This window comes from Brucella sp. NBRC 12953, assembly GCF_040369775.1.
GTDB lineage: Bacteria > Pseudomonadota > Alphaproteobacteria > Rhizobiales > Rhizobiaceae > Brucella > Brucella pseudogrignonensis.
In genome coordinates this window covers 423096-448167 of the sequence record NZ_BAABSV010000005.1, presented here as the reverse complement: position 1 = coordinate 448167, position 25072 = coordinate 423096, and the positions used below count along the sequence as shown (strand labels likewise).

Sequence of the window (25072 nt, the reverse complement as noted above, 5' to 3'; positions counted from 1 at the left end):
TGGTAGCTGTACGGCTTGTGCAAGCTCCATGGAGCAGCCCGTTTGAGCTAAAATCGATAATCAATCGATTTTTGAGCGCTCTCAACTCTTCAACATTATAACCTGAACCGTGAGGAGCATAGTAATCGATTGAGTATCGATTACCCGACGAACGGCAAAAAGCATCACACGAAACCACCCCCCAAAAACATCAATAAAATCAAAAAGCCCGGTCCATAACAGCCGGGCTTTTGCCGTTCCTGATAGATGATGAAGAAGGCTAAAGGGCTGGCCAACATAAGCCATGCTGCTTATATGCTGACGCCGGATAGCCTCACAGAACAATGCAAGCCCAGCTATCCTAAAAAACAACGCGGCGCTTATGAAAAAGTGGCTTTGAAACTCTATACTAAGCCAAGTAATAAGCTTGTAACGGGTCGTTGACGTCACTACTGCCAGTGAAGCGCGCAGTGCATATGGTTATTCTTGTTCAGAATCGCTCAATCTCCTCTTGGGCGGTTTCGAATTTTTGATTATGAATGGGCTTATATCATTATTGAAGGTGTGTTTCGAATGCGCTTCTGCCTGATCGCTGCCCTTGCATTGTCGCCGAGTATTGCTTTGGCTGAAGCCGATCAGGATCATATCTCGTATATATGCGATCATGAAAATGCGATTGAGATTATTACTTCGCAAGACAAGCCCGAACAGATCATTCTAAATGCTTTTGGACGTGAACGTTCGCTTGAGAAAACAACGGATGCTCCTCATAAGACTTTCGTAGGTGAGGGGTACGAGATATCGTTCACCACTATGGAAAAAATATTTGTTACATCTCAGGGTGCAACGCTGACCTGCAACGTGGATGCTATCGAGTAATATTACTTCGCTAGGTCTCGACCACTCATCACTTGAAGTCTGCCTATTAATTGCGGCTTCGCAGGCTTACTTAAGACATAATGTCGCGGCTCATTATATTCTCCCTAACGATTGGCGGAGAACTCATGAAAAGCGCTTCTACAGCATCGGCATTAGCGGCATTTGCATCGCTCCTGTTTGCCACGGCATCCTTTGCCGAGCCAACCTCCCAGCAGGTATAAACCCAACCCAAACGCATTGAAGTGGCCTTCGTACTCGATACCACAGGGTCAATGGTAGATTTGCTTGAGGGAGCGAAGCGCAAAATCTGGTCGATTGCGAATACAATCGTCGATGTGCAGCCTGATGCAGATATAAGAATGGCACTTATCGGATATCGTGATCGTGGTGACGATTATGTGGTCAAATCCTTTGACATGAGCAAAGATTTGCAGTCACTTTACGCAAATCTGAGGCGCTTTGAGGCTGATGGCGGCGGTGATGATCCTGAATCCGTCAATGAGGCGCTTGATAATGCGATTGGGCGACTGACATGGAGCGAAGGCTCCGCAACCCAGAGAATTGTGTTCCTGGTCGGCGATGCCCCACCTCACATGGATTATAAGGGTGAGCGCAAATATCCTGAGATTTTGGCCGAAGCAAAAAGCCGAAATATTCGCGTGAATGCCGTCCAAGCGGGTAACTCTGAAGAAACCCGCAACTTCTGGAAGGATATCGCGGAGCGTGGATCAGGTCGCTATATCCAGATTGCGCAGGATGGTGGACGTATTGATGAAGTCAAAACACCCTATGATCAGGAGATCATTACGGTTCAGCAGAACATCGATAACACAATCATGCCATACGGTAATGCCGCGATCAGGCAAGAGCTCAACAGCAAACTAGCCGCGAAAGCCGCAGCACCGATGGAGGCGCAGGTCGAGAACTCCAAGTTCTATTCCAAGCGATCATCAATGAAGGAGGTTGTTACGGGTGGCGGCGATCTTCTTGACGATATCCGCAACAAGAACCTGAAATGGGACGAAGTCAAAGAAAGCGAGCTGCCAGCCTTGTTGAAGGACAAATCCCATGCGGAGCAGAAGAAGATTATCGATGAAACCCTGAATGTGAGAACCGAGCTTGAGCGCCAGATGACGGATCTTGTCCAGAAGCGGGACGAGTATGTTGAAAGTGAAATGCAGAAGAACGCGAAAAATGGTGACGTTTCTTTTGATAAGGTCGTAGCCGATATGTTGAAGCAGCAGCTTGCTCAGCAATAGTCGGCAATCCCGCTATCCTGCTTCGATAACAGTGAAATCGAGTGGCGACAATTGAGCCACTCGATAAGGCTTGAGCGCTTGTTCGAGCTAAGAAGGTTCAATCTGAACCTGAAATTATGAAAATATTTCAATTAGATACTGGTGTATGCGGCTGTTTAAGGCTGAATGCTTTCATCCTGAATTCACTCTTGGATGAAATTTATTGGCAATGGCTCCATTTTAGCTTCGTAGCCCGCCGCAATGATGCAGGCTGAGAGCACGGAAAGGTGAAGCCAATGTCTGTAATTGAATTCAAAAATTCCTCGCGCAATGAGTTTGCAGACATAACGGAATTGGCATTCGAGTATGAGGAAAAGCTGCCCCAACGCATTCTGGTGCCGATATGGCTGACCATGGTCACTGGATGCCTGACATTCTGGATCGCGGCGTTAAGCTTCATGATTTCCGGCGTCTAAAGGAATACGCTGTTGACTGCTCTGAAAGTTGAACAGTTTAAAACGCTACCCTGGTAGCGAAGCAGGCAAGGCCTCGGATACCCTCGTATGGTTGAGGTCAGGCGCTCCCGATCGGCATTGGCAACGCCCCCGCAACAGCCGTCGGTCGGGAGACAGTTAAACCGTCGATTTGTTCGACCCTACTCTCGTGATGACAACTCAAACGGATGGAAGTCAAAATGAAAAACTTGATCGTATCTGCAATCGCAGCTCTGGTTCTTGGTACTGCCACTGTCTCGGCTGCCGAACTTGAAGAGAAAAACATTTCCCTGGCAACTGCCAATGAAATCGCCAGCGAAGCCGTCAAGATCTGCACGGCCAAGGGCTACAATGTATCGGTTGCTGTTGTTGACCGTGCCGGTTTGCTCCGTTCCCTGATGCGTGCAGACAAAGCTGGCCCGCACACGATTGATGCTGCGCAGGCAAAGGCGTTCACATCCGCATCCGCCCGCACCCCAACCAGCATGATGGCTGAGAATGTGCAGAAAAATCCTGGTGCGGCACAGCTTGTATCTATCCCGGGCTTCCTCGTGCTGGCTGGTGGCGTTCCGATCAAGATTGGTGATGACACCATCGGCGCAATCGGCATTGGTGGCGCACCAGGTGGCAATCTTGACGAAGCTTGCGCGGTTGAAGCGCTGGATTTGTTCAAAGACAAGCTGAAGTAATAAGTCACAAAGTAAAGGCAGCGCGAAGAGCGCTGCCTTTCTGATTCAACGCGTTGCGCTCAAAGGGAGTTGGGTGGGGAGCATGCCAGATGATCAATATTGTTTCACTGTACCTCTTGTCATCGCTGCTCTGGGCAAGTCCTGTCGAGCCGTTGAATGTGGCGGCCGTGTCGCCCGATCTGCAGAAGCTGGAAGAGATGCTGCTGTTTGGTCTGCCTGCCTCGCGTCAAAGACAATTTATTGAAGCGAGAACCGCATGGCGAAAATATCGGGATGCGGAATGTGGATTCAGACAGGTCAATTTCCCGATGTGGACATCAATAGAAGAATGCAAACATTCGATGCTTCATCAACGTGCAACTGATATCCGCCTGCAGTTGCGATGGCAGCATGGGTTGCCCGGCAATGTAAGATAGCGCGTCAAAGCAATTGCGGTCTGTTTATTAGTAATTCTGCTATTTATTGCTTAGTCTGAGATGCCATACTTTGGGAGACAGATGGAACGTCTGACTAAAATCGACCGCCGGACCATGCGAACCTATTGGTTTGCTGCGACCTTTGTCATCCTGATCGCATCACTTGGCGCAACGACGATCATCTACCGCGACTATACAAACCGTGTTGATAGTGCGGGCCAGCAAGTCATGTCTCTGGCCCAGGCGCTTGCGGAATATACGACACAGGTTTTCACAAAGCTCGATGCGCTAAGCCGAGCAGTGATGGAAGATCGTGCTGACCGAATTGTCTATGAAGGTCTTCTGTCCGAAGTCATGCGTCGCCGCGCAGCCGCAGAGCCTGCTGCCATGGGAATTGCCATTATAGACAGAAGCGGCAAAGTCTATGCCAGCGGCATGGATGATTATCCGGTCGGGCGCGATCTTAGCCATGCCGTCGATTTCAAGGCGTTGAGCCGACCGGATGCCGCTGATTTCTACATCAGCAAGCCCTATAAATCTGAACTGAGTGTGCCGGGCGACTTTAGCGGATGGGCTATGAGCTATGCGCGTCGCATCAGTGACGGCAGTGGCAACTTCGATGGCTATGTCCTGATTGTTGTTGATGAGGCCTATCTCAATGGCTTTTACAGTCAGCTCGACGAACAGCCAGGCATGGTTTTCGGATTGATGGGAACGGATGGCACCATCCGTGCTTCGAGCTCACCCGCTGTCGTTGGACAGAATGTTGCAGCTTACATTCCAGAGCAATTGGCTGCTGGTAAAGGCATCAGAATTAACCCGTCCGTCAAAACAGGGACGGAGCGGATCTTTGCCTATTATCGTTCGTCCGCTGCGCCTCTCGTTGCCTATGTGGGACTGCCAACGCAACCGATCTATAAGGCTTGGCTTACCGCATCCTCGTTGATTGTCGCTGCACTTTTGGCTTTGTTTGCAGCGCTTGGTGTTCTTGGCGTCATTCTTGGCAAATATATGCAAAATAGAAGTTCGCTCGTGCATGTCATGATTGAGGCTGCAAACCAACGACGCGAAAAAGAGTTCCTGGAAACAATCGTCAATACGGGCGGTGTTTTGATGGCCGTAACGGATGCTGAGGGGCGTTTGATTGTTGCCAATCAGGCCATGCACGAGTTATTTCCCGAGATGGAAACCCTGAAATCGGAGGTTGGTGCTATTGCCGGGCCACTTGGCGAACAGCTTTCAGCGGTTGTCGATAATCTCCCATGGCAAGCCGTGAACAATATCACTTTGGCAGACGGGCGAAAACGTGCGCTTTCCTGGTCTGTCTCGCCCATCAAAACCAATGACGGTGAGATAAAGAACCTGGTGGCCGTCGGTCTCGACATTACTGAGCGGCGCGAGGCGGAGCTGTCAATCTATCAGGCAGGCAAGCTTGTGACGCTGGGAGAGGTTGCAACCGGGATCGCGCATGAGATCAACCAGCCGCTCGCAACGCTTGCGATGGCAGTCGACAATCTTCATGCGCGGGTTTCTGGTGGCAATCTCGATCAGGCGATGATTGTCGATGGCCTCGATCTTGCCAGTCGGCAGATTGATCGCGCTGCCAATATCGTCCGGCATATGCGCATTTACGGCCATCGCAGTGATGGCTCATTGCGCCCGGTTGATCCGGCAGAAGCGGTAGAAGGCGTGCTTGCCATTGCTGGAACACAGATTGAAATTCAGGGCATTTCAATCCGCAAAGATTACCGCGCCGGTGATTACAAAATGATTGCGGATCTTGTGCTGATTGAGCAGATTGTTCTTAACCTGCTGCTGAATGCGCGAGATGCTATCGTGGAAAGCCGACCACAGGACGATGGGCGTGAGGTGCGGGGCGAGGACGAGTTTATCGCAATCCGCTTTGAACAAACGGACGATGACATGATTGCCGTCGTTGTCGAGGATTCCGGCCCGGGCATACCGCTAGCTAATCTTGATCGCGTGTTCGAGCCGTTTTTCACGACCAAGTCCGTCGGTAAAGGCACGGGGCTGGGATTATCGCTAAGCTATGGTATGGCCCGCGATATGGGCGGTCGGCTGGAAGTCAAAAACGGTACAAAGGGCGCAGAGTTTCGACTGATCCTGCGTGCGGCAAAAGACGAAAAGGAGGGGGCAGAAAATGGATAATTCGCCAGCCAATACAACGGTCCTTCTGATCGACGATGAAGAGGCATTGCTCGATGTTCTGGGAACGGCGCTCACCGACGCGGGCTATAATTGCCTGCGTGCCTCTGCCGCTATGGCAGCGTTGAAATTGCTCGATAGAACACCAGAGATAGACGTGGTGGTCAGTGATATTCGGATGCCGGGGATGGATGGTATCGAGCTGCTCAGGGCAATCCGCGAACGATACACGGATCGAAACTGGTTGCAGGTTATTTTTGTAACCGGCCATGCGACGCTTGATAATTCTGTTGAAGCGCTACGACTGAACGCAGTGGATTTTCTTCACAAGCCGGTTCGTCGAGTGCCGTTTCTGGAATCCGTCGCAAAGGCAGCGACCAAAGCCTATGAGCTGCGCGCGAAAGCGGCGCAATGGTCTCAAGGCCACGAACGGCTCTCCCGTTTGATGCAGGAAGCGCAGCAATTGGGCTCGATGCTGGAAACATTGCAGCCAGTGACATCAAGCGGCTCGGAGCGGCAAAGTGCTCAAGGTTTATCTCATAATGATGAGCCGAACGCTCTTGCCAACGCCCCATCTAAAGAACGGATGCTTGAGCTTCTGCGCATACGCGATATCAAGACGCGCTATTTTTCTGACAAGTTGTTTGTTGATCCCGCCTGGCACATGCTTCTCGATCTGATGGAAAACCATCTTCAAGACAAGCAGGTTTCTGTCTCCTCTCTCTACATCGTGTCAGGCGTTTCGGCTGCGACCGCGTCGCGGCGGCTAGACGAAATGGAGGGTGTTGGCCTGGTTCGACGCTGGCTCGATCCTGATGATGGACGGCGCCAGTTTGTAGCGCTTTCCGATCATTCGATAGAACTGATGACATCCTATCTCTGTGCGCTTGATCAGCAGATGCAGGGAAAGCCATAGCCATAGCCATAGCAAAGCGGCTTTCCTTTTCATTTTGAATCAAAAAAATGTTTTTATTATCAATTAGATAAGCGATCCTTTTGCGGGTTTCGCCCTGTTCCCTTTCATTCTGAAATCATCTCGACGTGAAGTTTGTGCTTTTCGCAGCCATTTACGCTGTGACCGGCGAATTCAAAGCTTCCGTCGCGCGCAAGGTGACGGATAGCGACTGGAAGGACCGAATACCCGCCGGTTCTCGGTTCTTCCAGTTCGAAGTTTCAAAGCAGCAGAGTTCAGCGCATCGACCCGACGGCTTGGGATGGAGAAGTGCGCGCCAAACTCACCCGAAGAGACGCCCCTTCGAAAGGAACAGGATCATGTCCGCCAATAATGGCCTCGCTCAGCGCAATACCGTTCGCAGCTCGATAAAACGACTTTGGCTATCGACAGCGGTCTTATCACTGCTTAGTTCGCCGAGTTTCGCGCAGCAGGCATGTTGATGTCGTCATTGAAGCCGGTAACGACATGAGCGGTACAGCCTATGATGTTGGTGTTGGTGTCGTTGCGCGCGTTTCGGAAAATATGAGCCTCTATGCTCGGGCTGCTGTCGAATTTGGCGGTTCCACGAATGTTGCAGGCAAAGCCTCTGGCGGCCTCAAGATAAGCTGGTGATTGATCCGAAGGCTTAGGCCGATAAATAAAAGGGCGCTCAACCCATGAGGGGGAGCGCCCTTTTTTACCCCGGACAGCCTCAAACACCGCATTGACTAGTGCGGCAGGAAGCGTCTTGACGGGAAGTGTTCCTTAATTGGTAATTACGTTCACCACTTACAAGACCTTCGCATCACATCGCGGCCAGGGAATCGAGAAAGACCGTCTCTGTTCCTGTTTTGCCGGATTTGAAGAAGAAAATGATCTGGTCATTGCCCTCGCTTCGACAGAAACCGGTTCCAATCCCGTTATCAGGGAGGGCGCGTAGTCGCTGCAAACCAAGGCGCTTGATGACACCACCTGATGTTTCACCACCAACCACGATAAGCTTGTCGACGCCGAGTTCGAAAATTGCTGCAGCAAGCTCAGATATAAGCTTTTCACCCTTTTCGCTTGCGCCGCGAACGCCCAGCTCTGTCTGGATTTCTTTGACACGAGTATCACTGACCGCCGTTGAAATGAGGTAAGGCTGTTTGCCGTGATGATCTTTTGCCCATTCCATTGCTTTTGACACCATGGCGTCGATATCGCCATCTTTGGTAAGGTCCAGAGTCAAAACCGGGTGCTGCTTGGCAAAAACCGCAATCTGTCCATCCGCAATGGGACCAACTGTTCCCACCAGAACCGCGGCAGTGCCGTGGCTCGGTAGTGGTGGCGCAACGGTGATAGCTGGCTTGGGCGCAAAGCGATCAATTCCAAGCTGAATGAGAACAGCGTCGGAGCTGACCATTGTTGGCTGTGCCCGTGCCAGTTCGGCGGCTATCCTGACGTCACCGTCATCGCTCGCATCGACAACGCAATAGCATTTGCCTGCATTTGCGAGTTCATCAAGATGTGCTTGCGCTGCGTCTTTGCCTTTAAGCAGTACGGAGTGGGGCAAAAGCCCGATCGGCTCGTTCGTCTGTTTTCCGATGAAACGCACCATGTCGGGATCGCTCATTGGAGTGGCGGGGTCGTAGCGCTTCACGGATTCAGAGATGAGGCGGCTTCGATAGAAGAGATAGCCTTGATGAACCGTGGCGTTGAACTTGGGAAAGCCGGGGCAGAATAGAAGACTGCTGGGGTTATAGCGTGCGCGCAACAGATCGGCAGCAGGCCCAACATTGCCCTGTTCTGTTGAATCGAAACTGGCACAGACTTTGTAAATGACCTGATCGCAACCGATTGCATCAAATGCATCAGCTGCGCGTGCGATCTGTCGTTTTGCTTCGTCCGGCTCAGCAAGACGCGTTCTGCCGGCCCATATGACGACAGCTTCCCCTGCACATTCGCGGATAGCTTCGATATCTGTCACGACAGCGGTTCTAATGCCTGCTGTTTCATAATAAGCAGCGACCATCAACGCGCCTGTCATATCGTCGGCGATGATCCCAAGAGTGCCGTTATTCCCCATTTTTATCCTCGTATCATGCCATGCGTAATTGCGCGTCATAGATAATGAAATTTAATTCCAATTAAGTATCATTTTGATGGACCGCGTCAATTGCCGGGATTATGAAGTTAGGCATCATCACAAACTCTTGGCTGCCAACAACGGGGAACAGACGATGCCAACCGATTATGATCAGAGCCTTACAGCACGTCGCGCCATCGTGGATGCGATGCGTCACATGGAACAGAAGGGCTTCAATCACGGCAGCAGCGGTAATATCAGTATTCGGGAAGGCGAACATATCTGGGTTACGCCGACTGGCGCCACATCGCTTATGAAGCCTGAAGACATGAGTCTCGTTTCTGTGGAAGGCGAGCATCTTGCGGGCAAGGTGCCTTCCAGCGAATGGCGCATACACACAGAAATCATGCGCAATCATCCCGAAGCAGGCGCGGTCATCCATTCGCATGCGGATAGCTGTGTTGCATTGTCGTGTCTGCGTAAGCCATTGCCCGCTTTCCATTATATGATTGCTTCATTTGGCGGGAACGAAGTTCCCTGTGCTGATTACCGCGTATTTGGTTCTGATGCTTTGGCCTATGAAATCGTGCGCGCTATGGGCAACCATCGCGCCTGTCTGATGGCAAGCCATGGGATGGTGGTGTGGGGCCGGGATATGGCCCACGCAACATTGCTGGCAGAGAAACTTGAAACGCTGGCACGTCAGTACATATTGGCTTGTCAGATTGGCGAACCGGTTCTTTTGAGTGAGACTGAGCTAGATGAAGTTCGCGCGCGTTATGGATATTACGGCAGCAAACCGATGCCGCGCTGATCGCCGATAGGAACAGGCCCGAATGAAAATTCGGGCCTGATTTGCATTATGGATCAGGCGCGGGAAGGTCTCGTTTCCTGAAACCGGTCCAGCACATTGCGGGTAATGGTAGTGGTATAGGCGCAGTTGCGCTTGAGGCCCATTACCCATTCACAAAGCCCGGCAGTTACCACTTCACCGTCACCTTGCTTCATGGAAACGAGCATACCCGCACCATGTGCCAGGCGCTTGCGCGCCGCTTCATAGCCATCAGGTGCCATTTCGCAGATGCCCTGCAGATCGCTATCGCGAACATAGTAACGATGTCCCTGACCGTCGAGTTCATATTCGTAGATCGATGCTGGTGTCATGGCGAGAATTTCGATCTTTTCGGTCGGTACGCCGTGCTCTTCAACGGCATAGGGGAAGCCGTTCTTGAATGAATAGTTGAGCCCGTCGACCTCATAACCGAAGATCTGGGCTTCGTGGCCAAAGATATCCGCATAGCGCAGATGCGTGCCTTCGAAGATCCAATGCTCTGGTTGGTAGACGGTGAGCCCGCGAGAGCCACGGGGAGAGAAACCGCCCCAGCTGCCATACATTCCGTTTTCACCGTTAACACCGACAGTCGAAGCTCCCGGCCAGTTAACCGCGCCACTTGCCCAGTTCGCCGTGCATAGGTGTTTCTGATCGGTTTGCATGATGGGGTCTTGTGTAGGCGCTTTGGTTTTCCAGCAAACCTGTGTCTGGCCATCATTCTCAAGACGGATCTGCCAGAGGAAGTTGCCGCCAAAGCGCGCGAGATGCCCGCCGCGAGCGACGAAATCCTCGACGGTTTTGCGCATGTCCCATGACCAATATTCATCATGGCCAACGGTGACCAGACAATTATAATCGTCGAGAATGCCGGGATTATAGTGGAGATCAGTCTGGGTTATATAGTCGATCTGATAGCCTGCTGCCTCGGCCCAGGTTACGAAATAACGTTCGTATTGAGCATAGCCAGCAGACGAATAATATTGCGAGAACCCCATCGTATAGCCCCATTCCTTGGATGGGTATCGGGTCGCATCCCCCATGTCCTGCCAGACCGGGTTACAAACGCGCGCAGCTCCCTGCGGCAACCAGATCATGCCTTTCGACCATGGGCGGCGCAGGCTCAAGATCGGCGAACCTTCGTTCTTATTTGGACCCCATGTTCCAAAATAGTGGTTCGCACCGCCCCAATCATTATAGGCAGTCCAGGTGCCAGTTGCGAACATGAGGAGAATGCGGCCCGAACGGGTCTTCTTCGTCGGGCGGACCACAACGAAATGATGTTGAACGAAGCGCTCGCCATCGGGGCGCATACATGTCGAGACAACGCGATAGAAGCCCGAGCGGGCATCGTCGGGAATTTTCCAGCTATAGAGAACTGGCCAGTCGCAGCCATCCATATAGGCCGTTTCTGATGTTTTGGTGAAGCTGCCAGGAAGGTCGAAAGCCTCGTCCATCATTTGAGGTTCGTGGCCGTCGCGATATATCTGGATCGACCATGTTTTGGCTGTGGTGGAGCCATGAAACTCGACCGTTTCACCGGGGTCGTAAGACATCTTCTCGGTGTAGACGAAAACTTCGGGCAGGGCAGGGTCTTCGCGCGGAAACTGATAGCGATAGTCTGAAAGAAAGTGCTCGTCCGCAAAGCCTTTGCGAACCGCCCATGGCTTGATCGCATGTGGCCCCATTTCGGGAAAATTGAACTTGTCGCGGGACATTGTGAGCTTCCTCCTTGAATCAAAAATTCTGATTGCTGTTCAATGCTGAACGATCGGCATCGCCGGGATTGTCTTGTTCGTATTGCTGAAGGCGCTTCAGAAGGGCAGCGCCTCCTTCTATGAGGTCGAGTTGGACGGCGAGGCGTAACGCATAGCTGTCGCGGTTGCTGAGCGCCGTTAAAATGTTCTCGTGCTGGTGGCGTCCGGGATAGCTCGGTTTTGCCGTTGGATAGAGCTCCGAAACGAGCGGACCAACCCTGATCCAGAGACTTTCAAGCACGTCTATCAGATGTGCCATCCGGCTTTGTTTGTAGAGCGCGAAATGGAAATCCGAATTTATCTGTAGGGCCGCGCGCCAATCTTCCGTGCGTTCCGCTTCGGTCAGATGCTGATGAATGGTTTCCAGTCTGGTGATGGTTTCATCGGATATGTTTGTCAGCGCATGTTCGGCTGCGAGAGGCTCCAGAACGAGCCTCATCGCGCGGATTTCCTTGTACTCAGCCAGCGTTAAACGCCGTACGCGAATGTAAAAGCGCGGTTTGATTTCAATCGCGCCTTCGCGTGACAACTGCATGAGCGCTTCGCGAACAGGTGTCTCCGATGTGCCCAGATCCTGAGCCAGCTGACGAACTTTGAACCGCTGATGCGGTTTGAACTGTGCCCGCAGCAGCCCTGATTTGAGCTGCTGGTACACAATGTCTGAAAGGTTATCCCTTTCGTCGACCGGCTGTTCGCTCACGCTTTTTCCTTACCGGGTGGAGATTGCCTTGAAAGCGTCTTCCGTCCGGGAAAGAGCGTCGTCGATCACCGCATCCGTGTGTGCGCAGGAGATAAACATGTTGTGCTTGTGGTGCAGGTAAACGCCGCGGTTCAGCGCTTCGCGACAGAAACGTGCGCCAAGCTGTGCATCCGTATCGCCGACAAATTGCACCAGCGGCATTGCGGCAGGTCCGGTTTGCAGTAGCTCAAAACCATGTGCGCGTGCCTGAGCATCAAGACCGGTGCGCAGGCGTTCGCCCGCATGTTTCATGCGTGCAGGACCATCAATACGCTTCAGTTCCTTGATGGTGGCAACCGCTGCTGCCATGGATGCACCGGCATACCAAAACGAACCAGTCATGTAAGCTTGTCCTGCAGATTCACGGAAACGGTTGGTTCCGGTGACCGCTGCAAGCGAATAACCATTGGCGATTGCCTTGGAATAAGCAGCAAGGTCAGGCTCAACGCCGGTTCCGCGCCAGCTTCCACCCAGATCAATGCGGAAGCCGCCACGCACGTCATCAAGAATAAGCGCCGCACCCGCCGCATCGCAGAGGGCGCGTGCCGTCTTGGCGAATTCTGTGGTGGGAAGTTCCTGCGGGATGGCAAGGTCGTGCTTGAAGGCGGAGACAATGATTGCAGCCAGATCGTCACCGGCTTGTTTTGCGGCGGCAGTGAGGCTTTCAACATCGTTGTAAACATAGTGGACGAGGTGAGCACGATCTTCGGCTGTTACGCCGACCAGTGATGGCGTACACCATGGCACAGCACCGTGATAGGCACCCTTAGCGACCAGAACCTTGCGGCGTTTGGTTGCGCCGCGTGCGATTGTTACGCAGCTGGTCGTGGCGTCGGTGCCGTTCTTCTGCAGCAATGCCCAGTCGGCATGGGGTACCGTTTCAACGAGCAGCTCTGCTAGTTCAACAGCGTGCGCTGTTGGACCGTTGAGGCAATCGCCTGCCTTTATCTGGCTGAGTGCTGCAGCGTCCACGAGTTCATGACGGTGGCCCAGAATGATCGGTCCCCAAGCACACATGAAATCAATATAGCTGTTGCCGTTTACATCCGTAACATGAGCACCTTCGCCCGATGCAAAATACTGCGGATATCCCTCTGGAAGCGACGCTGCGCGCTGATGGCCCCACATGCCGTTCGGGATCACGCGTTCGGCGCGTGCACGAAGCTCTGCGTCTGGATTGTGCTCGCTCAGGGTTTGGGCTGAAGTGGAATGCGCAGGCATTGGTAGTCTCCCATTTGATGACGCTTTTACGTTCATCACCTCAAATTATGATATATCAAAAATGATCCTTGTCGTGATGATATGTCAAGAGAGATTCCAAAAAGTGAGATAAATATTCCCCCTGCGAGGCATTCTATCGGTTTCTGTATGAGAATTTAGGTATTTTACTGCGCGATCTGGCAAAAACACCAGGCAAAACAGCGTTGAAGTTAGTACTCAGCCATTTTGATCAATAAATTTGATATATCATTATAGACATGGACGCGAAATGCGGGTTAAGCTCTGCCAACAACAAAAAGATCAGGGGAAAGCATGGCTAGCCAGAAGAGCACGCCCGATTCCGGGCTGGGTATTAGCATTCAGGGAGTGACTAAAAATTATGGGAGCTTCACAGCGGTAGACGGTCTCGACATGGAGATCGCGCCGGGTGAATTCCTTGCCCTGCTGGGGCCTTCGGGTTCCGGCAAATCAACTATCCTGATGATGCTGGCCGGTTTCGAGCGTCCCGACAAAGGGCGTATTCTGTTTGGCAGCAACGATTACACCCGCGTACCGCCGCATAAACGCAATATCGGCATGGTGTTTCAGCACTACACGCTGTTTCCCAATATGACGGTGCTCGATAATGTGGCTTTCCCACTTAAAACAAGGGGTGTGCCAAAAGAAGAACGGCACCGTATTGCCCGCGAGGCACTCGCCCGCGTGCGACTTGCCGATTTCGCCAATCGTAGTCCGAAGCAATTGTCGGGAGGGCAGCAGCAGCGTGTTGCGCTGGCTCGCGCTATTGTCTATTCGCCGCGCGTTCTTTTGATGGATGAGCCCTTGTCGGCGCTGGACAAGAATCTGCGTGAAGAAATGCAGATCGAGATCAAACGCCTTCATTCCGAATTGGGCATGACCATCGTATTCGTCACCCATGATCAGGGTGAAGCGCTGACAATGGCGGATCGCGTTGCGATCCTGCAAGGCGGACATATTCAGCAAGTCGCCAGCGCGCGCGAACTCTATAACCGTCCCGCCAATCTGTTTTCTGCAAGCTTCATCGGTGAAATGAACCTCATCCCGATCGTTTGGGATGGGACCAAGGCGCAAGCCGCTGACGGCACCGTGGTTTCGATACCCTCTGAAAATGTCATGGGAGCAAAATCCGGCAATGCGTTGATGGCAGTTCGTCCGGAACGCTTAATTCCTGCGGAGCAGGGATTGGAAATCACCGTTCGTGATGTGATCTATGCCGGTCCGGACACTGCTATTCTAGGGGCAATGGCCGACGGAACAGAACTGCGCGCAAGACTGGCGAGTGCAGCGGTTCCTGACATTGGCGCAGGTCAAAAACTGCGATTGGGCTTTGCTCCCGAAGCAAGTCTCGTCTATTCCCGTGCGAGCTGAGCCGATGTTGAAAATGTTCTTTGAGCCAGACGGGCGCAAGCTATCGAAAGGCGGAATGCTTCTTCTGCTTTTGCCATTCTTCTCGCTGCTATTGCTATTCTTTATCTATCCGTTGGTCAGTCTGCTCGCTTTGTCCGTGACAGAGCCATCGGTTTCGTTGGACAATTATCAGCGGGTTTTCTCAAATCCGGTTTATCTCAATGTGCTGGGACGCACGGTCTTGATTGCCGCGCTGGTCAGCGTGATCGCGCTGCTGATGGCCTACCCCATCGCATGGCTGATGGCGCATTCGAGCGGACCAAAACTGATCTTCATAACCGCCTGCATTCTGTTGCCGTTCTGGTCGTCTGTGCTGGTGCGAACCGCTGCCTGGGCAGTGCTTTTGCAGCGTAATGGACTGGTCAATCAAGGTTTGCTTCAACTTGGCCTCATAGATCAGCCGCTGAAGCTGCTTTATACCCAAACCGCAGTTCTCATTGCTATGACGCATGTTCTCCTGCCGTTTGTGGTTCTGCCGATCTATGGCGCTATTCGCAACGTGCCGCGGGATTATGCGAGAGCTGCTGCCATTCTCGGCGCTGGCCCAATACGAACCTTTTTTGAGGTCATTTTTCCGCTCACCCTGCCGGGAGTTATGGGCGGGATGATCCTAACCTTTCTCACCGCACTTGGTTATTTCATCACGCCTTCGCTGCTTGGTTCGCCAAAAGAAATGATGATTGCAACGCTGATTTCCCAGCAGCTGCGTGAAACACTGGATTGGCCATTCGCAGCAGCACTGGTGGGTATTCTTACACTTCTGGTGATGGCTGTTTCGCTGGTCCTCGGTCGTGTGTTCAAGTTCAACCGGATGATGGGAGGCAATGCATGAACAGCCGCAATTTGCTCCTCAATGCCTATGTCTATCTGGTGCTGTGTTTTCTCGTTGTGCCGATCCTTATCATTCTGCCAATGGCGTTTAGTGAGACCGATTACATCACCTTTCCGCCACGCGGGTTTACGTGGCAGTGGTTTGGTGCCTTCTTTCAGTCTGCACAATGGATGAGTGCAACGGCATTCAGCGCGAAGATTGCATTTTTCACGGCGATTTCGAGTGCAATTATTGGGTTATGTGCAAGCTATGCGATAGTTCGCGGCAAGGGTGCGCTCGCGACCATTTTCCAGACTTTGCTCATTGGCCCCATCGTTGTGCCGCATATCGCCCTGGCGATTGCGCTCTATCTGATGTTTCAAAGTGTCGGACTGACAGAGACAACGGCCGGTTACGTTTTTGCGCACACAATTATAGCATTGCCTTTCAGCGTGTTTACGATCGTAGCGGCGCTCTCGCAGGTCGATCCCGCTTTGGAAGATGCGGCAATGTGTTGTGGGGCCAATCGCTTTTTGGCTTTTCGCGCCGTGACCTTGCCGCTGATATGGCCGAATGTCTTATCGGGCGCGTTGTTTGCCTTCGTCATATCGTTTGATGAACCGGTAATTTCGTTCTTTCTCGCAGGTGTGCGCGACAAGACCCTGCCGCGCATGATGTTCGATGATATCGAGCAGAACCTGACACCGATTATCCCAGCGATTGCCGTGATGCTCACGCTGCTTTCCATCATTGTTCTGGTGGGGGCCGCAGGGCTGCGCGCGCTTGCTACGCGTTCACAGCAGGCTGTGTCTGAAGAATAAGAAAACCATAGAAGTGAGGGAAACATGTTCAAGAAAACTACCAGATTACTGATGTGCGCCGGGTTGCTGCTTGCAGCCGGATCGATAGTGGCCAAAGCTGACAGCGTTGTTTATGCGACGACTGGCGGACAGATGCGCCAGACGCTTGAGAAAGAGTTCTACGGGCCTTTCAAGGAAGAAAGCGGCACGGATGTCGTGCCGTTTGATATTGAGGTGCCGGATCAATGGGCGCGTGTCGAAGCCATGAAGCGCGCCAACAAATTTGAGTTTGATATTGTTACGGCAACGGGTCCCGATCTGGTCGACAAAGCCGATCTTCTTTTGACGATTGATTGCTCGAAACTACCGAATGTCGAAGCGAAAGGCGTCGAAGGCTCCTGCAAGGAAAAGGGCGTTGCAAGAACGACGGGCGGTATGCTGCTCGCCTATGACACATCCGTTTACAAGGACAAGGTGCCTCAGACCTGGGCTGATTTCTGGGACGTGAACACGTTTCCCGGCCCGCGTGGATTGCCGGATACGGGCGATCGTGACTGGTGGTTGCCGGCTATCGCACTGATCGCCGATGGCGTGCCGCGCGATAAGATTTTCCCGATGGATCTGGACCGGGCCTATAAAAAGCTCGACGAGATCAAGCCGCATATCAGCGTGTGGTGGAAGACGGGCAATCAGGTGGCACAGATCATGCGCGATCAGGAAGTCGCCATGACGATGTCCTATTCCGGCAGAGCATTGAGCGCTATGAATGATGGTGCGCCATTCAATGTAAGCTGGAATGATGCCGTGATGGACACAGGCTATTTCGCTATCCTGAAAGATGCCCCTAATCCGGAAGGCGCCTTGAAGTTTATCAATTACTTCTATGGTCATGCAGAAGGCCATCCGGCCTTCATCAAGACAGCAAACTACGCGACCCATTCAAAAGAAGGCGTGGCTTTGCTGCCTGAAGCTGAGCAGAAGAACTACGCAACGTCGCCGGATAACTACAAACTGCTGCTTGTTCCGGATTTCAAATGGATCGGCGAGAACCGCAACATGCTGCGTGAACGCTGGCAAAACTGGCTTGCTGAATAAGCAAAGGTCGCAAAGGGATGTCAGGCCGACGCCCTCGTGGTGTCGGCCTTTTTGTTTGGATCAATCTGTATAGGCTGACGATTTCAGATGCCTGACGAGAGCCGCTCCACCTTCAATCAGGTCCATGCGAATAGCCATGCGCAGAGCATAGGAGTCCCGATCGCGCAAGGCAGCCAGAACCTGTTCGTGCTGGTGAGGGCCGGCATAGGTTGGCATTGCGTTGGGATAAAGTTCCGAAAGGATCGGCCCGATACGCATCCAGAGCGCTTCAAGTACATCAATCAGATGTTTCATGCCTGAATGACGATAGATGATAAAATGGAAATCAAAGTTGGTCTGCAATGCTTCCGGCCAGTCGCCGCTTTTTTCTGCAGCAACCAGCCGATTATGCAGATCTTCAAGCTGAAGAATGTCTTCTTCAGTGATATGCGGTAATGCGCGTTCCGCCGCCATGGGTTCAAGTTCCAGACGCATCGCACGAATTTCTTCGTATTCATCGGCCGAAAGCTTGCGCACGCGGATGTAATAGCGCGGCTTGATCTCGATGGCACCTTCGCGCGAAAGCTGAATCAGAGCTTCACGCACAGGGGTCTCAGATGTTCCTAACGAGCGCGCAAGATCGCGGACCTTGAGCCGCTGAAGCGGAAGGAGCTGTGCCTGCATCAGCTGTGATTTGAGCGTATTGTAAACGGTGTTGGACAACACCTCGCCAGATTCCGTCTGCGCTTCTTCAGCGATAACATCATCAGCTTCAGTCAAGCTGTTGTCCGGTTCATTTACAAAATTCATCAATAGGCTCCAATTGCCGGACGCATCCTTGTCGAGCGGTCGAATATATCAATTCATCATCACGACTCAAATGCCCATATGTTTGCATGCCAGAACCATCTGTGCATCAAGCATCGGGACACCATTGATGATCCTGCATCCTTTGGCTTGGGCCAATTCCAGCCAGCGCGTCATCGGTGGATTGACGATGATGTCGGATATTATGGTGTCGGAGGAAATCCCTGTCAGATCCAGCGGAAGCTCGTCTTGCTCGGCCATGCCAAGCGATGTCGTATTGACGATGAGGTCGAAGTGGTTGCCGTGATCGGGTCCACTTTGGAGGGAGCAGTCTTTATAAGCAGATTGTATATCCGTGGCGAGCGCTGCAGCTTTTGCAGTATCGCGATTGGCGATCCACAAGGAACGCGCGCCCGCTTTTGCCAGCCCAAAGCCCACAGCACGCCCGGCGCCGCCTGCTCCCAGCATCAAAACAGACATGCCTTTAGGTTCGATACCATTGCTGCGCAATCCTTCGATAAAGCCGGGGCCATCCAAATTGTCACCAACAAGGCGACCACTTTCCTCCCGGCGCACGAAGTTGACGGCACCAATTTCTTGCGCTGCATCTGTCACAGCATCGAGAAGCGGAATGATTGCGATCTTGTGTGGGATAGTCACACCAAATCCGCTTACATTGCCCATTTTGCGAATGGATTGCGTGACTTGCGCAAGATCATCAGGATGAACGTGCAAGGGAACCGCGGCTGCGTTCTTCCCTGTCTTATCGAAATGGGTATTGAAGACGTGGCTTGCCCGCACATGACCGATTGGATGTGCCAGAACGAAAAGGATTTTGCTCTTGCCGGTAACTTCCATGGGTTAAGCCCTCGTCATTTCGCGTGCGATGATGATCCGCTGAATTTGTGACGTGCCTTCATAAAGACGGAACAGGCGCACATCGCGATAGAAATGCTCGACAGCATAGTCCTGCATATAGCCGGAGCCACCATGTATCTGCACGGCGTGATCGGCGACGCGCCCCACCATTTCAGAACAATAGAGTTTGCAGCTTGCCGCCTTGCGAATAATTGCGGGGTCCCCATCATCGAAAGCACGCGCTGAATCGAGCACCATGCATCGTGCGGCATAGGCTTCGGTGCTCATATCCGCCAGCATTGCCTGTATCATCTGGTGTTCTGCAATGGGCTTGCCGAATTGAACACGGGTTTTGGCAAAGCCGACGGCTTCATCAATTAATCGCTCTGCCATGCCTGTGCAGACGGAGGATATATGCAGCCGACCGCGGTTGAGAACTTTCATTGCTGTCTTGAAGCCACGGCCTTCCACACCACCAATGATGTTTTCCGCAGGGACACGAACATTCTCCAGATAGACATCACAGGTCTGCGTGCCGCGTTGTCCCATCTTATGGTCCGCCTTACCAAGGGTGAGGCCGGGTGAATTGCGGTCAACCAGAAATGCTGTGACGCCGGAAGGTCCGGCTTCGCCTGTTCGTGCCATGAGCGTGAATACGCCAGCAATTGGCGCATTGGTTATGAAGCGTTTTACGCCATTGAGAATGTAAGCATCGCCGTCTTTTACTGCCGTAGTTTTGACCGCACCTGCATCGGACCCCACATCGGGTTCTGTCAGGGCGAAGGAACCAATGATTTCTCCACTGGCAAGTCTCGGCAACCAATAGGTTTTCTGGGCGTCGGTGCCGTCAGCGATAATCCCCTGCGACCCGATACCGTTGTTTGTGCCGATGACAGAACGAAATGCCGGAGAGGTGTAGCCGAGCTCAAAACCGACGAGGACCTCTTCCTCCATCGTCAACCCAAGTCCATCATATTGTTCAGGAATTGAGAGGCCGAACAGGCCCATGGCACGCATGTCGTCTATGACATCGGTGGGGATGCTGTTTGTTTCTTCCACCTGTCTTTCGACGGGCATCAACCGCTCTCTGACAAAGCGTCTGATCGTATCTAACAGTGATTGAAAGGTCTCCGGGTCGCGGATCATGAAGTGCCCCTTCGCGGGTGATTTCAACAAAGATGAAACACGTCGCGTTTTGCAGAAATATCCTATTGCTAAGGGAATGTTTCATAGATTAAAGTTCGAGACAATATAAAATGAAATTAAATTCCATTTGTGGTTTCGCTATGATTGGAATGGGTTCAGGGGAAGTTGGGGAGAGGATGACCGAGCTTACCGATGTGGTGATCGAAAGCCGTCCGGCGGCAGGTGTGGCCTTACTGGAAATCAATCGTCCAGAAGCACTCAATGCATTGAATATGGATATCCGCCAGAAACTGTCAGGAGCAGTTGATCGGCTTGCGCGTGATGCGGAAACGCGGGTTATCGTCATTGCGGGCAAAGGTGGAAATTTCGCCGCTGGTTCAGATGTTAAAGTGTTCGCACAGACTGGCGCGGGAGAAATTCTCGCCCAGCGGCTTCATCGTTACTGGGAGAGCCTCGCTCGTTGCCCCAAGCCTGTGATCGCTGCCGTGGAAGGCTATGCGTTGGGCGGTGGTTGTGAGCTTGCAATGCACGCCGATATTATCGTTGCATCAAAAACAGCAAATTTCGGTCAGCCGGAAATCAAGCTCGGATTGATGCCTGGCGCAGGAGGCACGCAGCGGCTTTTACGCGCGATAGGCAAATATAAGACCATGCTGCTTGCTCTGACGGGAGAAATGCTCTCGGCGGTGGATGCGGAAAGATACGGTCTCGTCAGCCGGTTGACGGACGAAGGGCAGGCGTTGGAAGAAGCGCTAAAGCTTGCTGGAAAAGTTGCCCTGATGCCACCGCTTGCAGCGGAACAAATCAAAGAGGCTGTCACTCACGGCGAAGATGCACCTCTTGAAACAGCTCTGAGATTGGAGCGTAAAGCGTTCCAGCTTCTCTTCGACACGGAAGATAAACGGGAAGGCATTGACGCCTTCCTGTCCAAACGCAAGCCTCAGTTCAAGGGGCGCTAGTATGGCTGCGATGTCGGAGCAATATCGTCTTATCAATAAAGTTGGTATCGTTGGTGCCGGGATTATGGGGATCGGCATAGCCGAAACGATGGCTGCGGCTGGCCTGACTGTTCATATGTTCGACCAATTTCCCGGAAAAGCCGAGGCTTCAAAACAGGAGCTTGCAAAGCGCCTGGATAGCCGGGTTTCGCGCGGGAAACTGGACTCGGATACGGCTGCAGGTGTTCTTGATCGGATCACACCTGTTGATGCTCTTGGCGATTTGGCTGAGGCCAATCTTGTCATAGAAGCTGTTGTTGAAGACATTGGCGTGAAGCGAGAGCTGATTGCTGCGCTTGAAAAATGTCTTCCGCCTGAAGCGATCATCGCAACGAACACATCGTCTTTGTCGGTAACTGCAATTGCCGGTAAAGCTCAAAATCCGCAGCGCATAGCCGGGTTTCACTTTTTCAATCCCGTTCCGCTAATGCGCGTTGTGGAAGTAATCAAAGCTGCGCTGACGGATGCCAGGGTTCTTGATGTTCTGAAGGAGCTTGCGGTACGGGTTGGTCATCGACCCGTGATGGCTTCCGATACACCGGGTTTCATTGTCAACCACGCTGGTCGTGCTTATGGCACGGAAGCGCTTGCGATGATCCGGGAAAATATCGCTGATTTCACTACGATTGATGCAATTCTGCGGGATGCTGCTGGGTTCCGCATGGGGCCTTTCGAGCTTCTTGATCTGACGGGACTTGATGTGTCGCATCCCGTCATGGAAGCGATCTACGGGCAATATTATCACGAACCCCGTTATCGTCCGTCGGTTATCACACGGCAGCGCCTTGATGCAGGTCTGTTTGGACGCAAAAGCGGCCGCGGCTTTTATGATTATTCAGACGATGCCACCACAGCTGTAGCAAGCGATGGCGCGCGGAGCCTGCCCAAATCGGTGACGATTATCGGCGATACACCTGACAAGGCGCTGCATAAGCTCGCGAAGCAGGCAGGCGTTCCAGTCATCAATGATGTAAGCGCGAGCGCGCTGGTTCTGATCGGTTTGATTGGCGATGATCTAACCTCGGCAATCGTGCGGGAAGGTCTGAACTCTGCCAACACCATCGGCTTTGATCCGCTATTTGGCATCTACAGACACCGAACGCTGGTCGCTTCACCGGGAGCAACGGACCTTACGCGGCAAGAGGCTCTCGCTTTGGCGCAGTCCGATGGAGTCAAAGCGTCGCTGGTTGAAGATACATGCGGAACTGTTTGCCAGCGTGTTTTGGCTATGATTGTGAATATCGCAGCCGATATCGTTCATCAAAACATAGCATCAGTCGATGACCTCGATGCTGCCGTGCGTTTGGGACTCGGCTATCCATATGGCCCGCTTGAATGGGGCGACCGGATCGGAGCCGATATCGTCGTCCATATTCTGGATCGCATGTTTGGGAGAACTGGTGATCCGCGATATCGCGCCAGCCTGTGGCTGCGCCGCAGGGCAGAACTGAAACTGCCATTGGCAGAATGCAATTAGGGAACCTTTATCATGGCCGAGAAAATTGAACTGAAACCTTCTGCGCCCTGGTATCGGCTCAATGTGACGGAAGATGACTGGCGCGCTGCAAATGCCGGTGATCTGCTGAAATGGTATAGCCAGATGAAGCTCATCCGGCGCTTTGAGGAAAAAATACTCGACTTTGAGAAAGCAGGGCTGGTTCATGGTCCGGCTCATGCCAGTATTGGGCAGGAAGCTGCGGCAGTGGGCGCCATGTCGATGCTCGGTTCCAATGACCAGATCAATGGTACACATCGTGCGCATCACCAGGTGCTGACGAAGCTGATTAATGCACAGACACCATCGGATTTCGATATTCTTCAATCCGACTTTACCGACGACATGAATGATGCCGTCTATCGTTTGATGGCAGAGATTATGGGGCTTAACCCCGGCTATTGCGGTGGTCGTGGCGGCTCCATGCATATGCGCGATGCCGCATCCGGCATTGCGGGCACAAGTGCTATCGTTGGTGGCAATATTCCTCATGCCGCCGGTTATGCGCTCGCCGATAAACTGCTTGGCAGAAAAGGCATATCGGTCGCATTTTTTGGCGATGGAGCTTCCTTACAGGGAGCGACCTATGAAGCGATGAACATCGCCGCACTCTATCGTTTGCCGGTGATTTTCTACGTCGAAAACAATCTCTACGCGGTATCGACACACATTCAGGATGCCACGCGCGAAACACGTATTGCGTCGCGCGGCCCAATGCTGGGCTTCGCTGGCATTGAGTGCGACGGAATGGATGTTGTCGCTGTGCATCAGGCAATGCGTGATGCCTGTCAGATCATTGAAGAAGAAGGTGGCCCGGTCGTTATTGAAGCGCAATGCTATCGCTACCTTCATCAAAGCGGGAGCAAGGCCGGGAGCGATTTCGGCTATCGTACAGGCGAAGAAGAGGAAGAGTGGAAGCGCCGTGATCCAATCGCTCAGGCAGAGCGGCGTTTGAAGGAACTTGGCATTGCCAGCGACGCAGAGCTTGCCGAGATCGACGTGAAAGTCAGCGCTGCAGTGCAGGCTGCAGGATCTCGCCTGACTGAAACAGCACCCGGTAGCAATGTGCTGCGGATACCTGATGCTCTGTGGCCTTCAGCAGAAAGCGTCGATGAAGGCATACTTGGCGACGGGCAGGAGTTCTCTGATGCTCGCTTTAGCGAGATTGAGGACTATTCCGCCGACGAGCTTGTGAAGGTGCGTTTTGCGGCGGCTGCATCCGATGTTCTTGGTCGGGCAATGGAGAAAGACCCGACAATCACCGTTATGGGTGAGGATGTTCACCGTTTTGCCGGTGGCGTCAGCGGGTTCACCAAGAACGCACTTGAGCTGTTCCCGGGAAGAGTGCTCGCCATGCCGATTGCCGAAAATGGTTTTACGGGCGTTGCGCTGGGAGCGGCCTTGCGGGGTCTGCGCCCGGTTGTGGAAATCATGTTTGGCGACTTCTGCTTTGTTGCGGCTGATCAGATCGCCAATGGTATTTCCAAAGTCCGTCATATGTTCGGCGATGGTTTTCCCGTGCCGATCGTGATGCGCGTTCGCGTGTCGCCGCACACTGGCTACGGCTCTCAGCATTCGGGTGATCCATCGGCATTGTTTGCCATGTTTCCGGGATGGCGTGTCGTATCCCCCACGAATGCCTTTGACTATGTCGGGTTGATGAACAGCGCGCTCAAGTCAAATGATCCGGTGGCCATTATCGAACATGTTGAGTTTTATCAGCGTGAAAGCCTCGTGCCCAAGGAAGACCGTGATTATTGTATTCCTCTCGGGAAGGCCCGTATCGTGAGATCAGGCTCGGCATGTACGGTGCTTGCAACATCTGTGATGGTACAGGCCTCGGTTAAAGCCGCGGAAGAATCCGGCATAGATGCTGAGATTATCGACATGCGCAGCCTCGATATGACGGGCATTGATTGGGAGCTTATCGGCCAGTCTATAGCCAAGACCAATCGTGTGGTGATTGCCGAGCAGGTCGCGAGCGGGCTTTCGCTCGGACGCCATTGGGCTGCTGAAATTCAGCGGCGTTTCTTCAACGATCTTGACCATGAAATTCTCCATGTGACCGGCAGTTTGTCGTCGCCTGTGGTTTCACTGGTCTTGAATAAGGCGGCTCTCGGGTCGTCGGAAAAGGTTCGGGCGGCGCTGGAAAAAATCACGCGCAATGCCTGATGAGTTTGAACATAAGAAGAGAAAAACGAGGAACGAAATGAAAAATGGGAAAACAGGGCTGAACCGCCTTTTGATGA

24 protein-coding genes are annotated in these 25072 nt (G+C 52.7%); 17 read left to right on the top strand and 7 right to left on the bottom strand.

What is annotated here, in order from left to right; translation table 11 throughout:
- Positions 1-249: 249 nt before the first annotated feature.
- The 9 genes from ABWV94_RS15060 to ABWV94_RS15020 all read left to right on the top strand — a co-directional run bounded on the left by ABWV94_RS15060 (position 250) and on the right by ABWV94_RS15020 (position 7428).
- A complete protein-coding gene (locus ABWV94_RS15060; protein WP_353414087.1) occupies positions 250-423 on the top strand; it encodes a hypothetical protein in 174 nt (57 codons plus the stop codon).
- A gap of 42 nt (positions 424-465) precedes the next feature.
- Complete coding sequence (locus tag ABWV94_RS15055) at positions 466-858, top strand: hypothetical protein (RefSeq protein WP_152027393.1); 393 nt, start codon at positions 466-468, stop codon at positions 856-858.
- A 242-nt stretch (positions 859-1100) separates the two neighbouring features.
- Positions 1101-2117 carry a vWA domain-containing protein gene (locus ABWV94_RS15050; protein ID WP_502905176.1) on the top strand — a complete coding sequence of 339 codons (1017 nt, stop codon included), beginning with the start codon at positions 1101-1103 and terminating at the stop codon, positions 2115-2117.
- 275 nt (positions 2118-2392) lie between these two features.
- Complete coding sequence (locus tag ABWV94_RS15045) at positions 2393-2572, top strand: hypothetical protein (protein ID WP_064321455.1); 180 nt, start codon at positions 2393-2395, stop codon at positions 2570-2572.
- A 218-nt stretch (positions 2573-2790) separates the two neighbouring features.
- Positions 2791-3279 (top strand): GlcG/HbpS family heme-binding protein, encoded by a 489-nt coding sequence (locus ABWV94_RS15040; protein WP_079213150.1) that lies wholly within the window; start codon positions 2791-2793, stop codon positions 3277-3279.
- An 89-nt stretch (positions 3280-3368) separates the two neighbouring features.
- Positions 3369-3695 carry a lysozyme inhibitor LprI family protein gene (locus tag ABWV94_RS15035; RefSeq protein ID WP_079213148.1) on the top strand — a complete coding sequence of 109 codons (327 nt, stop codon included), beginning with the start codon at positions 3369-3371 and terminating at the stop codon, positions 3693-3695.
- A gap of 81 nt (positions 3696-3776) precedes the next feature.
- Entirely contained in the window at positions 3777-5864 is a 2088-nt protein-coding gene (locus tag ABWV94_RS15030) for an ATP-binding protein (protein ID WP_353414082.1), read from the top strand.
- Entirely contained in the window at positions 5857-6777 is a 921-nt protein-coding gene (locus ABWV94_RS15025; protein WP_113158467.1) for a response regulator, read from the top strand. Before ABWV94_RS15030 ends, ABWV94_RS15025 begins: the two co-directional genes overlap by 8 nt.
- A 486-nt stretch (positions 6778-7263) precedes the next feature.
- Entirely contained in the window at positions 7264-7428 is a 165-nt protein-coding gene (locus ABWV94_RS15020) for an autotransporter outer membrane beta-barrel domain-containing protein (protein WP_353414109.1), read from the top strand.
- 172 nt (positions 7429-7600) lie between these two features.
- On the opposite strand, the gene ABWV94_RS15015 is transcribed toward ABWV94_RS15020, so the two are convergent.
- Positions 7601-8821, bottom strand: coding sequence for a four-carbon acid sugar kinase family protein (locus ABWV94_RS15015; protein WP_502905180.1), 1221 nt, complete (start codon positions 8819-8821; stop codon positions 7601-7603).
- Positions 8822-9014: 193 nt separating this feature from the next.
- On the opposite strand from ABWV94_RS15015, the gene ABWV94_RS15010 reads away from it, so the two are divergent.
- Positions 9015-9674 carry a class II aldolase/adducin family protein gene (locus ABWV94_RS15010; protein WP_064321459.1) on the top strand — a complete coding sequence of 220 codons (660 nt, stop codon included), beginning with the start codon at positions 9015-9017 and terminating at the stop codon, positions 9672-9674.
- 53 nt (positions 9675-9727) lie between these two features.
- On the opposite strand, the gene ABWV94_RS15005 is transcribed toward ABWV94_RS15010, so the two are convergent.
- From ABWV94_RS15005 to ABWV94_RS14995, 3 genes are read right to left on the bottom strand one after another with little or no spacing between them, the layout of a single operon-like run.
- On the bottom strand, positions 9728-11407 hold the full coding sequence (locus ABWV94_RS15005; protein ID WP_353414077.1) for a N,N-dimethylformamidase beta subunit family domain-containing protein: 1680 nt from the start codon (positions 11405-11407) through the stop codon (positions 9728-9730).
- Positions 11408-11426: 19 nt separating this feature from the next.
- Positions 11427-12146: a GntR family transcriptional regulator gene (locus ABWV94_RS15000; RefSeq protein ID WP_353414075.1), complete on the bottom strand. Its 720-nt coding sequence runs from the start codon at positions 12144-12146 to the stop codon at positions 11427-11429.
- 9 nt (positions 12147-12155) lie between these two features.
- Positions 12156-13406, bottom strand: a complete 1251-nt coding sequence (locus ABWV94_RS14995) for an aminotransferase class III-fold pyridoxal phosphate-dependent enzyme (RefSeq protein ID WP_007878225.1) — start codon at positions 13404-13406, stop codon at positions 12156-12158.
- Between the two features lie 312 nt (positions 13407-13718).
- Between ABWV94_RS14995 and ABWV94_RS14990 the strand changes: the two genes are divergently transcribed.
- Genes ABWV94_RS14990 through ABWV94_RS14975 form a run of 4 tightly spaced genes read left to right on the top strand, consistent with a single transcriptional unit; the run spans position 13719 to position 17540 of the window.
- On the top strand, positions 13719-14795 hold the full coding sequence (locus ABWV94_RS14990; protein WP_064321461.1) for an ABC transporter ATP-binding protein: 1077 nt from the start codon (positions 13719-13721) through the stop codon (positions 14793-14795).
- Positions 14796-14799: 4 nt separating this feature from the next.
- On the top strand, positions 14800-15666 hold the full coding sequence (locus tag ABWV94_RS14985; protein ID WP_353414072.1) for an ABC transporter permease: 867 nt from the start codon (positions 14800-14802) through the stop codon (positions 15664-15666).
- The gene (locus ABWV94_RS14980; protein ID WP_007878229.1) at positions 15663-16466 is read left to right on the top strand and encodes an ABC transporter permease; all 804 of its coding nucleotides are present in this window, start codon (positions 15663-15665) and stop codon (positions 16464-16466) included. Before ABWV94_RS14985 ends, ABWV94_RS14980 begins: the two co-directional genes overlap by 4 nt.
- Before the next feature lie 24 nt (positions 16467-16490).
- Complete coding sequence (locus ABWV94_RS14975) at positions 16491-17540, top strand: extracellular solute-binding protein (protein ID WP_039860548.1); 1050 nt, start codon at positions 16491-16493, stop codon at positions 17538-17540.
- Between the two features lie 60 nt (positions 17541-17600).
- Here the strand turns inward: ABWV94_RS14975 and ABWV94_RS14970 are convergent, their stop codons facing one another.
- The 3 genes from ABWV94_RS14970 to ABWV94_RS14960 form a co-directional block, all read right to left on the bottom strand.
- A complete protein-coding gene (locus tag ABWV94_RS14970) occupies positions 17601-18329 on the bottom strand; it encodes a GntR family transcriptional regulator (RefSeq protein ID WP_112813001.1) in 729 nt (242 codons plus the stop codon).
- A gap of 66 nt (positions 18330-18395) precedes the next feature.
- The gene (locus tag ABWV94_RS14965) at positions 18396-19184 is read right to left on the bottom strand and encodes a shikimate dehydrogenase family protein (RefSeq protein ID WP_353414070.1); all 789 of its coding nucleotides are present in this window, start codon (positions 19182-19184) and stop codon (positions 18396-18398) included.
- 3 nt (positions 19185-19187) lie between these two features.
- Positions 19188-20330 (bottom strand): acyl-CoA dehydrogenase family protein, encoded by a 1143-nt coding sequence (locus tag ABWV94_RS14960; protein ID WP_353414068.1) that lies wholly within the window; start codon positions 20328-20330, stop codon positions 19188-19190.
- 110 nt (positions 20331-20440) lie between these two features.
- Between ABWV94_RS14960 and ABWV94_RS14955 the strand changes: the two genes are divergently transcribed.
- The 3 genes from ABWV94_RS14955 to ABWV94_RS14945 are packed head-to-tail and all read left to right on the top strand — an operon-like array spanning position 20441 to position 24995.
- Positions 20441-21289 (top strand): enoyl-CoA hydratase-related protein, encoded by an 849-nt coding sequence (locus ABWV94_RS14955; protein WP_353414066.1) that lies wholly within the window; start codon positions 20441-20443, stop codon positions 21287-21289.
- A 1-nt stretch (position 21290) separates the two neighbouring features.
- Positions 21291-22805, top strand: coding sequence for a 3-hydroxyacyl-CoA dehydrogenase (locus tag ABWV94_RS14950; protein WP_353414064.1), 1515 nt, complete (start codon positions 21291-21293; stop codon positions 22803-22805).
- A 12-nt stretch (positions 22806-22817) separates the two neighbouring features.
- A complete protein-coding gene (locus ABWV94_RS14945; protein ID WP_353414062.1) occupies positions 22818-24995 on the top strand; it encodes a dehydrogenase E1 component subunit alpha/beta in 2178 nt (725 codons plus the stop codon).
- Positions 24996-25072: the final 77 nt, after the last annotated feature.

Excerpts from the sequence above, each read along its gene's own strand:
- ABWV94_RS15060 (WP_353414087.1), top strand. The coding sequence starts at position 250 with ATGAAGAAGGCTAAAGGGCTGGCCAACATAAGCCATGCTGCTTATATG.
- ABWV94_RS15045 (WP_064321455.1), top strand. The coding sequence starts at position 2,393 with ATGTCTGTAATTGAATTCAAAAATTCCTCGCGCAATGAGTTTGCAGAC.
- ABWV94_RS15040 (WP_079213150.1), top strand. The coding sequence starts at position 2,791 with ATGAAAAACTTGATCGTATCTGCAATCGCAGCTCTGGTTCTTGGTACT.
- ABWV94_RS15035 (WP_079213148.1), top strand. The coding sequence starts at position 3,369 with ATGATCAATATTGTTTCACTGTACCTCTTGTCATCGCTGCTCTGGGCA.
- ABWV94_RS15030 (WP_353414082.1), top strand. The coding sequence starts at position 3,777 with ATGGAACGTCTGACTAAAATCGACCGCCGGACCATGCGAACCTATTGG.
- ABWV94_RS15025 (WP_113158467.1), top strand. The coding sequence starts at position 5,857 with ATGGATAATTCGCCAGCCAATACAACGGTCCTTCTGATCGACGATGAA.
- ABWV94_RS15015 (WP_502905180.1), bottom strand. The coding sequence starts at position 8,821 with ATGACAGGCGCGTTGATGGTCGCTGCTTATTATGAAACAGCAGGCATT.
- ABWV94_RS15010 (WP_064321459.1), top strand. The coding sequence starts at position 9,015 with ATGCCAACCGATTATGATCAGAGCCTTACAGCACGTCGCGCCATCGTG.
- ABWV94_RS15005 (WP_353414077.1), bottom strand. The coding sequence starts at position 11,407 with ATGTCCCGCGACAAGTTCAATTTTCCCGAAATGGGGCCACATGCGATC.
- ABWV94_RS14995 (WP_007878225.1), bottom strand. The coding sequence starts at position 13,406 with ATGCCTGCGCATTCCACTTCAGCCCAAACCCTGAGCGAGCACAATCCA.
- ABWV94_RS14990 (WP_064321461.1), top strand. The coding sequence starts at position 13,719 with ATGGCTAGCCAGAAGAGCACGCCCGATTCCGGGCTGGGTATTAGCATT.
- ABWV94_RS14985 (WP_353414072.1), top strand. The coding sequence starts at position 14,800 with ATGTTGAAAATGTTCTTTGAGCCAGACGGGCGCAAGCTATCGAAAGGC.
- ABWV94_RS14980 (WP_007878229.1), top strand. The coding sequence starts at position 15,663 with ATGAACAGCCGCAATTTGCTCCTCAATGCCTATGTCTATCTGGTGCTG.
- ABWV94_RS14975 (WP_039860548.1), top strand. The coding sequence starts at position 16,491 with ATGTTCAAGAAAACTACCAGATTACTGATGTGCGCCGGGTTGCTGCTT.
- ABWV94_RS14970 (WP_112813001.1), bottom strand. The coding sequence starts at position 18,329 with ATGAATTTTGTAAATGAACCGGACAACAGCTTGACTGAAGCTGATGAT.
- ABWV94_RS14965 (WP_353414070.1), bottom strand. The coding sequence starts at position 19,184 with ATGGAAGTTACCGGCAAGAGCAAAATCCTTTTCGTTCTGGCACATCCA.
- ABWV94_RS14960 (WP_353414068.1), bottom strand. The coding sequence starts at position 20,330 with ATGATCCGCGACCCGGAGACCTTTCAATCACTGTTAGATACGATCAGA.
- ABWV94_RS14955 (WP_353414066.1), top strand. The coding sequence starts at position 20,441 with ATGAAATTAAATTCCATTTGTGGTTTCGCTATGATTGGAATGGGTTCA.
- ABWV94_RS14950 (WP_353414064.1), top strand. The coding sequence starts at position 21,291 with ATGGCTGCGATGTCGGAGCAATATCGTCTTATCAATAAAGTTGGTATC.
- ABWV94_RS14945 (WP_353414062.1), top strand. The coding sequence starts at position 22,818 with ATGGCCGAGAAAATTGAACTGAAACCTTCTGCGCCCTGGTATCGGCTC.